Raw genomic sequence first — 13,618 nt, 5'->3', positions numbered from 1 at the left:
GCTCCACCGCTGCGCTCACTGCGGTCCCGCCCAGGGGCCGCTGTTTCATCTTGGGGCGGCCCGGCGATGAAGCTCGCCGCCTTCCTCGCCCGCTTCAGCACGCTGCAGCTCACGCTGGGCGTGTCGGCGGCGCTGCATGCGGCCATCCTCTCGGTGCGCTTCGTCGATCCCGAGGGCTTCAACCGCGTGTTCCAGGACACGCCGCTGGAGGTCATCCTGGTCAACGCCCAGTCCGACCAGAAGCCCGAGAAGGCGCAGGCCATTGCCCAGCGCGCGCTCGCCGGCGGCGGCGATGCCGACAAGGGCCGCGCCACCAGCCCCCTGCCCTACTCGGCCCTGACGGCCATAGGCGACGACTTCGAGGAAGCCCAGCGCAAGACCGATGCACTGCAGGAGCAGCAAAACCAGTTGCTCGCCCAGTTGCGCAAGGAAATCGCCGCCCTGCCCCTGCCCGACCCGCACAAGAGCGCGCAAAGCGCGCAGCAGGCCGCCGAGCAGGAGCGCCGCCGCCAGCTCATCAAGATGCTGGCCGAGATCGAAAAGCGCATCAACGAAGAGAACGCCCGCCCCAAGAAGCGCTACATCAGCCCGGCCACGCGCGAGGAGGTCTACGCTGTTTACTACGACCAACTGCGCCGCAAGGTCGAGGACAAGGGCACGGTGAACTTCCCCGAGTACGGCGGCAAGAAGCTCTACGGCGAGCTGGTGATGATCCTCTCCGTCAACCACGACGGCCGCGTGCTGGGCACCGAGATCGTGCAGGGCTCGGGCAACCCGCGCCTGGACCGCCTGGCCGAGGCCATTGCCGTGGGCGCCGGCCCCTTCGGCGCCTTCAACGCGCAGATGCGCCAGAAGGCCGACCAGATCGCCGTGGTCTCGCGCTTCAAGTTCACGCGCGACCAGACCCTGGAAACCAGCGTGAGGTAAGCCTCCTGCCGTGGCCTGGTACGCGCCCATCGGGGCGCACGCTCCCAGAACGACGTCCATGACCCTTTCCGCCACCTCCCCCGATCTGTACTGCGTGATGGGCAACCCCGTCGAGCACAGCCGCTCGCCCTGGATCCACGCCCGCTTTGCCGAGCTCACGGGCCAGCGCCTGGTGTACGAGCGCCGCCTGGTGCCGCTCGATGGCTTCGCCCTGGCGCTGCGCGACTTCGCCCAGGCGGGCGGGCGCGGCTGCAACATCACCGTGCCCTTCAAGCTCGAAGCCGCGCAGGCCGCCAGCGTGCACAGCGAGCGCGTGCAACTCGCCGGCGCGGCCAACACCCTGAGTTTCATCGACGGCGCCATCCACGCCGACAACACCGACGGCCTGGGCCTGGTGGCCGACATCGAGCAAGGCGCCGGCTTTGCCCTGGCCGGGCGCGACGTGCTGCTCGTCGGCGCGGGCGGCGCCGCCGCGGGCGCCCTGGGCCCGCTGCTGGCCGCCGGGCCGCGCCGCGTGGTGGTGGCCAACCGCACGCTGGAGCGCGCCCAGGCCCTGGTGCAATCGCATGCCGCGCTCACAACGCTACAAAAAACAGAGCTTCTCGCGCAGTCTCCACAAGCGCTGGAGCAGGATTTTGACCTCATCATCAACGCCACCGCCAGCAGCCTGGCCGGCGCTGCGGTGCCCGTGCCCGCGCGCGTGCTGCGCCCCGGCAGCCTGGCCTACGACATGATGTACGGCCCCGCCGCCGCGGGCTTCCTCGGCTGGGCGCGCGAGCACGGCGCGACACCGCGCGACGGCCTGGGCATGCTGGTGGAACAGGCGGCCGAGGCCTTTGCCATCTGGCGCGGCGTGCGCCCGCCCAGCCGCCAGGTGCTGGCCGAGCTGCGCGCCCTCATGGCGCCGCACTGACCCGGCGCGCGCGTCCCCCCATGAAAGCCCTGCTGCGCTGGACCCTCCTCGTCGCGTTCGCGGCGCTGGCGCTGGAGCTGTTCTTCGTGCTGCGCATCGCCGCCATGGCGGTGATCAACCCCGAGTCCACGACCTTCCAGCGCTCCGAGGCCTGGGCGCAGATGGCCGCTGGCGGCCCGCTGCGCTGGCGCCAGCAGTGGGTGCCCTACGCGCAGATCAGCAACCACCTCAAGCGCGCCGTGATCGCCTCGGAGGACGACGGCTTCGTCAACCACGAGGGCGTGGACTGGAACGCCATCGACAAGGCCTGGGAACGCAACGCCCAGGCCGAAGCGCAGACCGCCAAGGCCCAGGCGCGCGCGCCCGACAAGCCGGTGCGCACGCCCAAGATCCGCGGCGGCTCGACCATCACCCAGCAACTGGCCAAGAACCTGCTGCTCTCGGGCGAGCGCACCCTGGTGCGCAAGGGGCAGGAGTTCGTGCTCACGCTGGCGCTGGAGCAGTGCCTGAGCAAGGAGCGCATCCTGGAGATCTACCTGAACAACGTGGAATGGGGTAACGGCGTGTTCGGCGCCGAGGCCGCCGCGCGCCACTACTACCGCAAGAGCGCCGCCGACCTGGCCCCGCACGAGGCCGCGCGCCTGGCCGTCATGCTGCCCGCGCCCAAGCGCTTCGAGCAGATGCCGCAATCGGCCTATCTCGCCGGGCGCACGCGCACCATCCTGGCGCGCATGGGCAGCGCCGAGCTGCCCTGACGGCGCACCGCCTCAGCCGGTGAGCGGCAGCGCCGCCCCCATCACCGCGAACAGCACGCCGCAGCCCTGGTTGAAGCGCCGCCCCACGCGCCGGAGCCAGGGGCGCACGCGGTGCGCCAGGCTGGCCAGGCCGAACTCCACCACGCATTCGATGGCGCCGAAGGTGCCCGCCAGCACGGCGTACTGCAGCCACAGGCTGCGCTGCGCATCCAGGAACTGGGGCAGAAAGGCGCCATAGAACAGCAGCGCCTTGGGGTTGGAGATGGCCGCCAACAGGCCCTGGCGGAACATGACCGAGGGGCGGATCAGCCCCTTGTGGCCGTCGATCTCGGGCATGTCCAGTTGCAGGGGCGGCGCGCGCCACAGTTGTATGCCCAGCCAGACCAGGTAGGCGCCGCCGCCCCACTTGAGCACGGTCAGCGCGTCGGCCGAGGCGCGCAGCAGCGCGCTGATGCCCAGCATGGACAACCCGATCACCGCGGCAAAACCCAGGGCCCCGCCGGCGATGGTCCAGAGCGTGCGCCGGCGCCCGTGCAGCGCGCCGTGCGCAAGCACCAGCAGGCTGTTGGGGCCGGGCGTGAGCGACAACCCCACCGACGCCAGCACATACACCCACCACGTAGACCAGGCCATCGCCCTTGCCCTCCTGCGGCACGCCGCCCATGAACTGCCTGCGAGTCTAGGAGCGGGGGCAGTGCGCACGCTATCCCGATCTGGCTACACTGCAGTCCATTCTGGACATTCGCCTCCACCCCCGGCCCATGGCACCCCTGCCCCCCGCACCCAACCCCGCGCGGCCCGACGTGCGCCTGCTGCTGCTGCCCCTGCCCGAGTTCGGCCTGCTGCCCTTTGGCGCCTTCCTCGACAAGCTGCGCTTTTCAGCCGACGAGGAAGACCACAGCCGCCAGCGCTACTGCGCCTGGACGCTGCTGGGCCTGGACCGCCAGGGCGTGCATTCGAGCAGCGGCGTGCGCGTGGCGGTGGACGCCACGCCCGAGGCGCTGGACTTTCGCGCCTTCGACTACCTGGTGGTGTTCGGCAGCCGCACGGTCGAGCGCTCCATGGCCCTGGCGGGCAGCTACGCCCCGCTGCTGCGCGCCGCCAGCCGCCAGGGCCTGCCGCTGGTGGCCATCGACAACGCCAGCTTTCTGCTCGCGCGCGCCGGCCTGCTGCAGGGCTACGAGGTGGCCCTGCACTGGCGGCACGTGGCGCAGTTCCGCAGCGCCTTCCCGCGCATCGGCGTGCGCAGCGAGCTCATCTACTGCTTCGACCGCGACCGCATCAGCTGCGCCGGGGGCACGGCTGCCATCGACATGGCGGTGGAGCTGCTCGCGCGCCACTGCGGGCGCGAGCGCGCGCGCAAGGGCCTGGCCGACATGCTGGTGGACGAGCCGCGCCCCGGCGCCCACCAACTGCGCTCCATGGCGGACGACCCGCACCTGGGCCGCCACCTGGCGCGCGCCATCGCCTGCATGCGCAGCGCCCTGGGCGAGCCCCTGGACATGGCCCGGCTCGCCCAGCGCATCGGCATCGGCCGGCGCCACCTCGACCGCCTGTTCATGGAGCACCTGGGCACCAGCGCGCACACGCACTGGACGCGCATGCGCCTGGAGCACGCGCAGTGGCGCATCCAGCACTCCAGCCACAGCCTCGCGGCCATCGCCGCCGAGGTGGGCCTGGCCAGCGCCAGCAGCCTGGGCCGACTCATGCGCCAGCACCTGGGCACCAGCCCAGGCCACCTGCGCGCCAAGGCGCCCCGCCGCGGCACGTAAACTGGCGCCCCTGCCTTGCCCCGCCACCCGCCATGCCTTCTGCCTTGCCCTCCCTGCCCCATCTGCAGCGCCGCAGCGGCGCCGCGCCCCTGCGCGTGCTCATGGTCTGCATGGGCAATATCTGCCGCAGCCCCACCGCGCACGGCGTGTTCGAGCACCTGGTGCGCCAGGCCGGCCTGCAGGAGCGCATTGCCGTCGATTCCGCGGGCACGCACGGCTACCACGTGGGCGCACCGCCCGACGAGCGCGCCCAGCAGCACGCCGCGCGGCGCGGCTACGACCTCTCGGGCCAGCGCGCGCGCCGCCTGCTCAAGCGCGACTTCCAGGATTTCGACCTGGTGCTGGTCATGGACGCGGCCAACGAATCCCAGGCACGCGCCCTGTGCGCGCCCGCCTACCGCGAGCGCCTGCGCCGCCTCACGGACTTCTGCAGCGCCGTGCCGGCGCACGAGGTGCCCGACCCGTACTACGGCGGCGCGGCCGGGTTCGAGCAGGTGCTGGACATCGTCGAGGACGCCTGCCGCGGCCTGCTGGCAGCGCTGGCGCCCGCAGCCGGGCGCTGAAAGCACCGGGCGCCGCGCCCGGTTTGCGCGCAGGGCGGCCGGCGCAGCCTATGATCGCCCCATGCTTGCCAAGTTGATGGCCTACTTCCTGCTCGGCCTGGTGCGCCTGCTCACCGGTTCGCAGGCGCGCTGGTACGGCTGCCCGCCCAAGGCGGAGCAGCGCATCTACTTCGCCAACCACCAGAGCCACGCCGACCTGGTGCTGATCTGGGCGGCGCTGCCCGAGGAGCTGCGCAGCATCACGCGCCCGATTGCCGCGCGCGACTACTGGACCAAATCGCCGCTGCGCCAGTGGATCACCAGCGCCGTGTTCAACGCCATCTACGTGGAGCGCCAGGCGCCCCAGGGCGCGCCTTCGGGCAGCCCCCCGGCCGCAGCAGCGCCGGGCCCGGCGCCCAGCCCCGAGACCCTGCGCGCCGCACTGCCCGCGGACGACCCGCTGGCGCCGCTGGTGCGCGCGCTCGAGAGCGGCGACTCCATCATCATCTTCCCCGAAGGCACGCGCGGCCACGGCGACGAGCCGCAGCCCTTCAAGTCCGGCCTGTACCGGCTGGCGCAGATGTTCCCCCAGGTGGTGCTGGTGCCCGCCTGGATCCACAACGTGCAGCGCGTCATCCCCAAGGGCGAGGTGGTACCCGTGCCCATCCTGTGCTCGGTCACCTTCGGCGCGCCCATCGCGCTGGAGCCGGGCGAGGAGCGCCGCCCCTTCCTGGACCGCGCACGGCGCGCCGTGCTGGCGCTGCGCGAGGTGTAGGAACGTGAACAGTTACCTGCGCAACCTCAGCGCCACGCAGCAGGTCGGGGCGCTGTTCCTCGTCGTGCTCGGCGTGCTGGTGCTCGCCACGCTGTGGACCATCGCCTACAGCCTGCGCCCCCTGCCCAACGAGGCCCAGGCCGCCCAGCAGAGCCGCCTGCGCCGGCGGCACCTGCGCGCGCTGCTGCAGACCTCGTGGATGATGGCCTCGGTGTTCTGGGTCGCCTGGGCGCTGGGCGACACCGTGGCCACGGTGCTGTTCGCCCTGGTGGCCTTTCTCGCGCTGCGCGAGTTCATCACGCTCTCGCCCACGCGGCGCGGCGACCACCGCAGCCTGGTGCTGGCCTTCTTCGCCGTACTGCCGCTGCAGTTCGTGCTGGTGGGCACGCGGCAGTACGACCTGTTCACGGTGTTCATCCCGGTCTACGTCTTCCTCGCCCTACCCGTGGTGAGCGCGCTGGCCAACGACCCCGAGCGCTTCCTCGAGCGCAGCGCCAAGCTGCAGTGGGGCATCATGGTCTGCGTCTACGGCATGAGCCACGTGCCCGCGCTGCTGCTGCTGGACTTCCCCGGCCGTGAGGGCCGGGGCGCCTTCCTCGTCTTCTGGCTGGTGATGAGCGTGCAGACCTGCATGGTGGTGCAGCACCTGCTGGGGCGGCGCTTCCCGCACACGCCCGTGGCGCCGGCCGTGAGCCAGAGCTTTCAGTGGGCCAGCTGGCTGGCCGGCGTCGCGGTCGGTGCCCTGGTGGGCGGCCTGCTCTCGTTCATCACGCCCTTCAAGCCCGGCCAGGGGCTGGGCCTGGGCCTGCTCGCCTGCACGGCGGGCAGCCTGGGGCACCTGGTGATGAAGGCCCTCAAGCGCGACCGCGGCGTCACGAGCTGGGGCATGCAGGGCCAGGCCGTCACGGGCGCGGGCGGCCTGCTCGACCGCGTGGACGCGCTGTGCTTTGGCGCGCCGGTGTTCTTCCATTCCGTGCGCTGGTATTTTGGTTTATAGGCAAAAAAGGCCTCTAGCGATTGTTCAGCAAGCGCCAGCAGCTATTGAAAAATGAGCAAATGAGAATCCTCGGCATTGATCCCGGCCTGCAGACCACCGGCTTCGGCGTGCTCGATGCCGACGGCCAGCGCCTGCGCTACGTGGCCAGCGGCACCATACGCACCACGCAACTGGCGCTGGGCGACCTGCCCGGGCGGCTCAAGCTGCTGTTCGACGGCATCGGCGAAGTCGTCGCACGCTACGAGCCCGACGTGGCCACGGTGGAAATCGTGTTCGTCAACGTCAACCCCCAGTCCACGCTGCTGCTGGGCCAGGCGCGCGGCGCCTGCGTCACGGCGCTGGTGGCCCGCAGCCTGCCGGTGGCCGAGTACACCGCCCTGCAGATGAAGAAGGCCGTGGTCGGCCACGGCCGTGCCGCCAAGAGCCAGGTGCAGGAGATGGTGCGCCGCCTGCTCGACCTGCCCGGCCTGCCCGGCCCCGACGCTGCCGACGCCCTGGGCCTGGCGATCACCCACGCCCATGCCGGCGCCGCCATGGCGCGCGTGGCCGCCGTGGCGCCCCTGCAGCGGCGCCAGCATGCGATGTACAAGGGGGGAAGAAGCTATTGAGCCGCCGTGCAGACTCTTGCTCTTGCGCGATTTTTGCCCATTACCAGGGACTGGGTTAAATTGTCGCCAAAAGTAAAAGCCTGGCAGGTCTCCCTGCCAGGCTTTTGGGTACGGACAGGGTCTTTCGACCCTTCCTTATTGCAGCAACGGCTCTCACCCCGGATAACCACAATCGGGGATAAGTATAACAAGGGAGGCTTCATGACGCAGTATGTGTTTGGGCTGGATATCGGCATCGCTTCTGTCGGCTGGGCCGTCCTCGGCGATACACGCATCGTTGATGTGGGTGTGCGCTGCTTTGACAAGGCGGAAACAGCCAAGGAAGGAGATCCGCTCAACCTTGCCCGGCGCCAGGCCCGGCTGCTGCGCCGCCGCCTGTACCGGCGCGCGTGGCGCCTCACGCAATTGGCGCGCCTGCTCAAACGCGAGGGTTTGATCGACAACGCCAAACTGTTTGCACAAAGCCCCTCTTTCACCGACAGCGCATGGGAACTGCGCCGCCAGGGCCTGGACCGCCTGCTCACTCCCCTGGAGTGGGCGCGTGTGATTTACCACCTGTGCAAGCACCGTGGCTTTCACTGGATGAGCAAGGCCGAGGAAGCTAAGGCCGACAGCGATGCCGAAGGCGGGCGCGTCAAGAAAGGGCTGAAAGACACAGCTGCCCGCATGGCCGAAAAGGGCTACCGTAGCGCAGCCGAGATGGTGCTGGCGGAGTTCCCCAGTGCTCAGCGCAACAAGCACGGGCAGTACGACAAGGCCCTATCGCGCATGCTGCTGGGCGAAGAACTGGCACTGCTCTTTGCCACCCAACGCCGCTTGGGCAATCCGCACGCCAGCGAACATTTCGAGACGCAAATCCTCGGCAATGGCGACCGCCGCAGCGGCCTGTTTTGGCAGCAGAAACCTGCCCTGGCGGGTGCCGATCTGCTCAAGATGCTTGGCAAATGCACGTTCGAGAAAAACGAGTTCCGCGCTCCCAAGGCCAGCTTTTCCGCAGAGCGCCATACGTGGCTTACTAGGCTGAACAACCTGCGCGTCATTGAAAATGGCCGCTCGCGGCCCTTGAACGACGCCGAGCGCACCGCGGCCCTGCTGCTGCCCTACCAAACAGAGAGCTTCAAATACGCTACCCTCAAAAAGGCGTTCATCAAGAAGGGCCTGTGGAGCGACGAAATGCGCTTTGGCGGCTTGGCTTACCCTAGTCGGGCACAGGCTGAAAGCGACAAGGCTAAAGATCCCGAAGACCAATTCCTAGTCAAGCTGCCCACATGGCATGAACTGCGCAAAGCCTTCAACAAGGTCGGGCAGGAGGCGCTGTGGCAGCGCATCAGCACCCCGGCATTAGACGGCAGGCCGGAGCTGCTCGATCAAATCGCCTGGGTGCTCAGTGTGTACAAGGACGGCGCGGAAATTGAACAGCAACTGCGCCTGCTTGCCCTGCCCGAACCGGATATTTGCATCCCTATCCTGGAAAAGATCAGCTTCGACAAATTCTCCAGCCTGTCATTCAAGGCATTAAGGCGCATCGTGCCCCTGATGCAGACCGGGTTGCGCTACGACGAAGCCGTCGCGCAAATTCCTGAATATGGCCACCACAGCCAGCGGATAGACCCCGATGCGCCCAAGCGCCTGCACTTGCCGCCGTTCTACCAAGATCAACGCAAATACAGTGGCAAGAACGACCACGTGGGTTCCATGCAGTTCCGCGAAGATGCCAACGTCCCGCGCAACCCCGTGGTGCTGCGCGCGCTCAATCAGGCGCGCAAGGTAGTTAATGCACTGATCCGCCGGTACGGCAGTCCAATAGCGGTACATATCGAGATGGCGCGCGATCTGTCGCGCCCGCTGGACGAACGCAACAAGGTCAAGAAAGCGCAGGAGGAATTCCGCGATCGCAATGACAAGGCCCGCACGGACTTTGAACGGGACTTCGGCTATAAGCCCAAAGCAGCGGCGTTTGAAAAATGGATGCTCTACCGTGAGCAGTTCGGCCAGTGCGCCTACAGCCAGGAACCGCTGGACATACAGCGCGTGCTCGACGACCCCAACTACGCCCAGGTGGATCATGCCCTGCCCTACTCGCGCAGCTACGACGACGGCAAGAACAACAAGGTGCTGGTGCTCACGCGCCAGAACCAGAACAAGGGCAACCGCACGCCCTACGAATACCTCACAGCGCTGGATGGCGGGCAGGAAGGCGAGCGCTGGCGTGCCTTCTCCGCCTGGGTGCAAGGGAACAAGAGTTACCGCATGGCCAAGCGCAACCGCCTGTTGCGCAAGAGCTACGGCGCGGAAGAATCCAAGGGTTTCATTGATCGCAACCTGAACGACACACGCTACATCTGCAAGTTCTTCAAGAACTATGTGGAAGAGCATCTGCAACTGGCCGAGCGCGCCGACGGCGAAACCACCCGCCGCTGCGTGGTAGTCAACGGGCAGCTCACAGCCTTCCTGCGCGCCCGCTGGGGGCTCGCCAAGGTACGCGGCGACAGCGACCGCCACCATGCGCTGGACGCCACCGTCGTGGCCGCCTGCACGCACGGTATGGTCAAGCGGTTGGCTGATTACTCACGCCGCAAGGAACTGGAGCTGCTCCAGGAAGGCTTCCCGGACCCGGAAACCGGCGACATCATCAACCCCGCTGCGTTTGACCGTGTGCGGCAGCATTTTCCCGAACCCTGGGCGCACTTCCGCCATGAAGTTCAGGCACGACTGTTCACTGACGATCTAACCAAGCTGCGCGAAGACATGCAGCGGCTGGGCACTTATACGGCGGAAGACCTAACCGCGCTGCGCACGCTGTTTGTTTCACGTGCGCCGCAGCGGCGCAATGGCGGAGCCGTGCACAAGGACACCATCTACGCGCAACCCGAAAGCCTCAAGGTCCAGGGCGGCGTGATCGAAAAGGTACAACTCACCAGCCTGACCCTGAAAGACCTGGACAACCTTGTCGAACCGCACCGCAACGAACGTCTCTACGCAGCCATCCGCACTCGGCTGGAAGACCACGGCGGCAAGGCCGACAAGGCATTCGGGCCGGACAACCCGCTGCACAAACCAGACAAGAACGGCCAGCCCACAGGCCCCGTGGTGCGCAGCGTCAAACTGGTGCGCAACAAGCAGAGCGGCATTCCGATCCGGGGTGGGCTGGCGAAGAACGACAGCATGCTGCGCGTGGATGTGTTCACCAAGGCGGGGAAGTTTCATCTGGTGCCGGTATATGTGCATCACCGGGTAACAGGGCTACCCAATAGGGCCATCGTGGCGTTCAAGAATGAAGATGAATGGACGCAAATCGATGACAGTTTTGCATTCCTGTTCTCAATTTATCCGAATGACTTTTTGAGAGTCACGCTGAAAAAGGAACGCTTCGATGGCTACTACTCCAGCACGGATCGGTCTACCGGCGCCGTAACCTTATGGGCACATGATCGCGCTGCTTCTGTTGGTAAAGATGGATTGATCCGTGGCATCGGCGTCAAAACCGCCTTATCGATCGAGAAGTTCAACGTCGATGTGCTTGGCCACATCTATCCTGCCCCGCTCGAGGTGCGCCGTGGTCTGGCGTAGCGTGGTCATCAACCGCCCCGCTCGCCTCAAGCGCGAGCACTTCTCGCTGGTAGTGGAACAAGAGCGAAGCGCGCGCGTGCCGTTTGAAGATATTGCGGTCATCGTGCTCAACCACCGCGAAATCACGCTTACGCACCCCGTGCTTTCGGCCTGTGCGGACTACGGCATTGGTCTGTACAGCACGGGCGATAACCATCAGCCCAATGGCGTCTTCCTACCCTTTTTGCAGCACAGCCGCGCCACGCGCATGCAACGCCTGCAACTCGACCTGGACAAACCCACCACAAAGCGTGCCTGGACGCGTATCGTGCAGGTCAAGATTCAGAACCAGGCCCGCTGCATGGAATTGCTGGGCACCACGGGAGCCGACCGGCTCGCGTCCTACGCACGGCGCGTGCGCTCGGGCGATGGCGGCAACCTGGAAGCCCAGGCAAGCGCGTACTACTTTCCGCAGGTGTTTGGCCGCAGCTTCCATCGCAGCCAGTCCGGCTGGGTCAATGCCGCGCTCGACTATGGCTACGCCGTCATGCGTGGCGCATGCGCCCGTGCGCTGGTGGCGCATGGCATGCTGCCCAGCCTGGGCCTGTTCCACAGCAGCGAGCTGAACGCCTTCAACCTCGCTGACGACCTGATCGAACCCTACCGCCCTATCGTCGATCTACACGTGGCGCAACAGCAGCCTCCGGCGGCAGATGCCGAACTGCAACCCGCCGACAAGGCCGCACTGGTGAGTCTGCTAAATGTGGATGTGGCCATGCCCCGGGGCCAAATGAGCGTCCTTGCCTCCATAGAGCAAGCGGCGGAATCGCTGGCGCGGCTGTACGACGGCGGCAGCGAGCAGGTGCTAGAACTCCCCGGCCTAATTGGCCTACGCCAGCACGTCTTCGAGATGTAGCGGTGCGCACCATGGGCCAGGACACGAGGCGATTCATGCGAATGCTGGTGTTCTTCGATCTGCCCGTGGTCACCAAGACCGACCGGCGTGCCTACACCGTGTTCCGCCGTTTTCTGCTCAACGACGGCTACGACATGATCCAGTTCTCGGTCTATGGTCGAATCCTCAACGGCAACGATGCCGTACAGAAGCACATGCAGCGCCTGCTGGCCAACCTGCCGCCCGAAGGCTCGGTGCGCGTTCTCACGGTGACGGAAAAGCAGTTCGCCAGCATGAAACTACTGGTTGGCATGCCGCTGTTTCAGGAAAAAAAGATCGCGGCCAATCAAATGGCACTGTTCTGAAACAGCTTTTACAAGAACGAGAACCCGCGCCCCGTTAGGCGAGGCGCGGGTTTCGAGGGGGCCAGAGTGTAGCTATCCGGGGTGAGAGAGGGAGCTACAACACAAACGCAGGGCGGCGGGCATCGCGTCCAGAGTGTAGCTATCCGGGGTGAGAGAGGGAGCTACAACCCAACTGGCGCGGTCCACGATGTGCCGCTGGAGTGTAGCTATCCGGGGTGAGAGAGGGAGCTACAACCGGCTTGTCGTTCTGCATTCGTCATCGCCAGAGTGTAGCTATCCGGGGTGAGAGAGGGAGCTACAACGGTGGTGGTTCCTTTCAGGTGGGGCTATGAGAGTGTAGCTATCCGGGGTGAGAGAGGGAGCTACAACCGGCGCCGCGTCCCCGCCATCGGCGGGCAGGAGTGTAGCTATCCGGGGTGAGAGAGGGAGCTACAACTTGTGAGTCGCTGGCGCCACCCGCACCGCCGAGTGTAGCTATCCGGGGTGAGAGAGGGAGCTACAACGGTCTGAGTGGTGCTGTCGGCAAAGGCCTGGAGTGTAGCTATCCGGGGTGAGAGAGGGAGCTACAACTTTTCTGGTTGTGTTATTCCGCAGGTTTTGGAGTGTAGCTATCCGGGGTGAGAGAGGGAGCTACAACCGCCATTGCCATCGAGCCACTCCGCGTAGGGAGTGTAGCTATCCGGGGTGAGAGAGGGAGCTACAACGTCATGCGCCATGTGGACTTCTCGCGCGCGGAGTGTAGCTATCCGGGGTGAGAGAGGGAGCTACAACTCCTTCCATTGCGTGACGGCAGACGATGAGGAGTGTAGCTATCCGGGGTGAGAGAGGGAGCTACAACTCGGCGTGCTCAACACCCTGGTGGTCAATAGAGTGTAGCTATCCGGGGTGAGAGAGGGAGCTACAACTTCATCCCTGAATGGGTCATCCTGGCCCATGAGTGTAGCTATCCGGGGTGAGAGAGGGAGCTACAACGTGCGGCTGCGACTCCTGCCACTGGCGCGCGAGTGTAGCTATCCGGGGTGAGAGAGGGAGCTACAACCAATGGAGGTGCGCAGTTGACACTGGATATGAGTGTAGCTATCCGGGGTGAGAGAGGGAGCTACAACCTTCGCGGGGCGTTAAGACTGTTTCCGTGGGAGTGTAGCTATCCGGGGTGAGAGAGGGAGCTACAACGGGTTTTTAGCAGGCATAGGTGCATCATAAGAGTGTAGCTATCCGGGGTGAGAGAGGGAGCTACAACCAGGAATGGGGACGAACACGGCCCTAACGTGAGTGTAGCTATCCGGGGTGAGAGAGGGAGCTACAACGGTGAAGAAGCGGGAGCGGGAGGGGCGCGGGAGTGTAGCTATCCGGGGTGAGAGAGGGAGCTACAACCTGCGCTGTGTTCTCCAGCGCGTGGCGGTTGAGTGTAGCTATCCGGGGTGAGAGAGGGAGCTACAACCTCCCCGGTCTTGGAGCGCACAACTTCCTTGAGTGTAGCTATCCGGGGTGAGAGAGGGAGCTACAACACAATCACCCGG

The 13,618-nt window shown here is 66.2% G+C and carries 12 protein-coding genes and 1 CRISPR repeat array; of the genes, 11 read left to right on the top strand and 1 reads right to left on the bottom strand.

What is annotated here, in order from left to right; genetic code table 11:
* Positions 1–66: 66 nt before the first annotated feature.
* Genes CGR01S_RS14260 through mtgA form a run of 3 tightly spaced genes read left to right on the top strand, consistent with a single transcriptional unit; the run spans position 67 to position 2,595 of the window.
* The gene (locus CGR01S_RS14260; protein ID WP_042428639.1) at positions 67–927 is read left to right on the top strand and encodes an energy transducer TonB; all 861 of its coding nucleotides are present in this window, start codon (positions 67–69) and stop codon (positions 925–927) included.
* 58 nt (positions 928–985) lie between these two features.
* Positions 986–1,840 carry a shikimate dehydrogenase gene (gene aroE / locus CGR01S_RS14255; RefSeq protein WP_042428633.1) on the top strand — a complete coding sequence of 285 codons (855 nt, stop codon included), beginning with the start codon at positions 986–988 and terminating at the stop codon, positions 1,838–1,840.
* A gap of 20 nt (positions 1,841–1,860) precedes the next feature.
* A complete protein-coding gene (gene mtgA, locus CGR01S_RS14250) occupies positions 1,861–2,595 on the top strand; it encodes a monofunctional biosynthetic peptidoglycan transglycosylase (protein WP_042428630.1) in 735 nt (244 codons plus the stop codon).
* Between the two features lie 12 nt (positions 2,596–2,607).
* Here mtgA and CGR01S_RS14245 read toward each other — a convergent pair whose 3' ends face one another.
* On the bottom strand, positions 2,608–3,228 hold the full coding sequence (locus tag CGR01S_RS14245; RefSeq protein WP_042428622.1) for a LysE family translocator: 621 nt from the start codon (positions 3,226–3,228) through the stop codon (positions 2,608–2,610).
* A gap of 128 nt (positions 3,229–3,356) precedes the next feature.
* Between CGR01S_RS14245 and CGR01S_RS14240 the strand changes: the two genes are divergently transcribed.
* The 8 genes from CGR01S_RS14240 to cas2 all read left to right on the top strand — a co-directional run bounded on the left by CGR01S_RS14240 (position 3,357) and on the right by cas2 (position 12,098).
* Positions 3,357–4,367: a GlxA family transcriptional regulator gene (locus CGR01S_RS14240; protein ID WP_042428620.1), complete on the top strand. Its 1,011-nt coding sequence runs from the start codon at positions 3,357–3,359 to the stop codon at positions 4,365–4,367.
* 32 nt (positions 4,368–4,399) lie between these two features.
* A complete protein-coding gene (locus tag CGR01S_RS14235) occupies positions 4,400–4,930 on the top strand; it encodes a low molecular weight protein-tyrosine-phosphatase (RefSeq protein ID WP_500778391.1) in 531 nt (176 codons plus the stop codon).
* A 61-nt stretch (positions 4,931–4,991) separates the two neighbouring features.
* Positions 4,992–5,684 carry a lysophospholipid acyltransferase family protein gene (locus tag CGR01S_RS14230; RefSeq protein WP_042428618.1) on the top strand — a complete coding sequence of 231 codons (693 nt, stop codon included), beginning with the start codon at positions 4,992–4,994 and terminating at the stop codon, positions 5,682–5,684.
* Between the two features lie 4 nt (positions 5,685–5,688).
* Entirely contained in the window at positions 5,689–6,681 is a 993-nt protein-coding gene (locus tag CGR01S_RS14225; protein ID WP_042428615.1) for a phosphatidate cytidylyltransferase, read from the top strand.
* 59 nt (positions 6,682–6,740) lie between these two features.
* Positions 6,741–7,289, top strand: a complete 549-nt coding sequence (gene ruvC, locus CGR01S_RS14220) for a crossover junction endodeoxyribonuclease RuvC (protein ID WP_042428690.1) — start codon at positions 6,741–6,743, stop codon at positions 7,287–7,289.
* A gap of 201 nt (positions 7,290–7,490) precedes the next feature.
* Entirely contained in the window at positions 7,491–10,859 is a 3,369-nt protein-coding gene (cas9, locus tag CGR01S_RS14215; protein ID WP_042428610.1) for a type II CRISPR RNA-guided endonuclease Cas9, read from the top strand.
* The gene (cas1, locus tag CGR01S_RS14210) at positions 10,846–11,754 is read left to right on the top strand and encodes a type II CRISPR-associated endonuclease Cas1 (protein WP_042428606.1); all 909 of its coding nucleotides are present in this window, start codon (positions 10,846–10,848) and stop codon (positions 11,752–11,754) included. The genes cas9 and cas1 overlap by 14 nt, the downstream gene beginning before the upstream one ends.
* 35 nt (positions 11,755–11,789) lie before the next feature.
* Complete coding sequence (gene cas2 / locus CGR01S_RS14205; protein ID WP_042428603.1) at positions 11,790–12,098, top strand: CRISPR-associated endonuclease Cas2; 309 nt, start codon at positions 11,790–11,792, stop codon at positions 12,096–12,098.
* Positions 12,099–12,162: 64 nt separating this feature from the next.
* Positions 12,163–13,606: direct repeats of the CRISPR family, unit length 37 nt; unit sequence GAGTGTAGCTATCCGGGGTGAGAGAGGGAGCTACAAC.
* Positions 13,607–13,618 lie beyond the last annotated feature (12 nt).

Source organism: Comamonas granuli NBRC 101663, from assembly GCF_000739995.1.
In the GTDB taxonomy this organism is placed as follows: domain Bacteria; phylum Pseudomonadota; class Gammaproteobacteria; order Burkholderiales; family Burkholderiaceae_C; genus Simplicispira; species Simplicispira granuli.
This window is presented reverse-complemented; position numbering and strand designations above follow the sequence as displayed.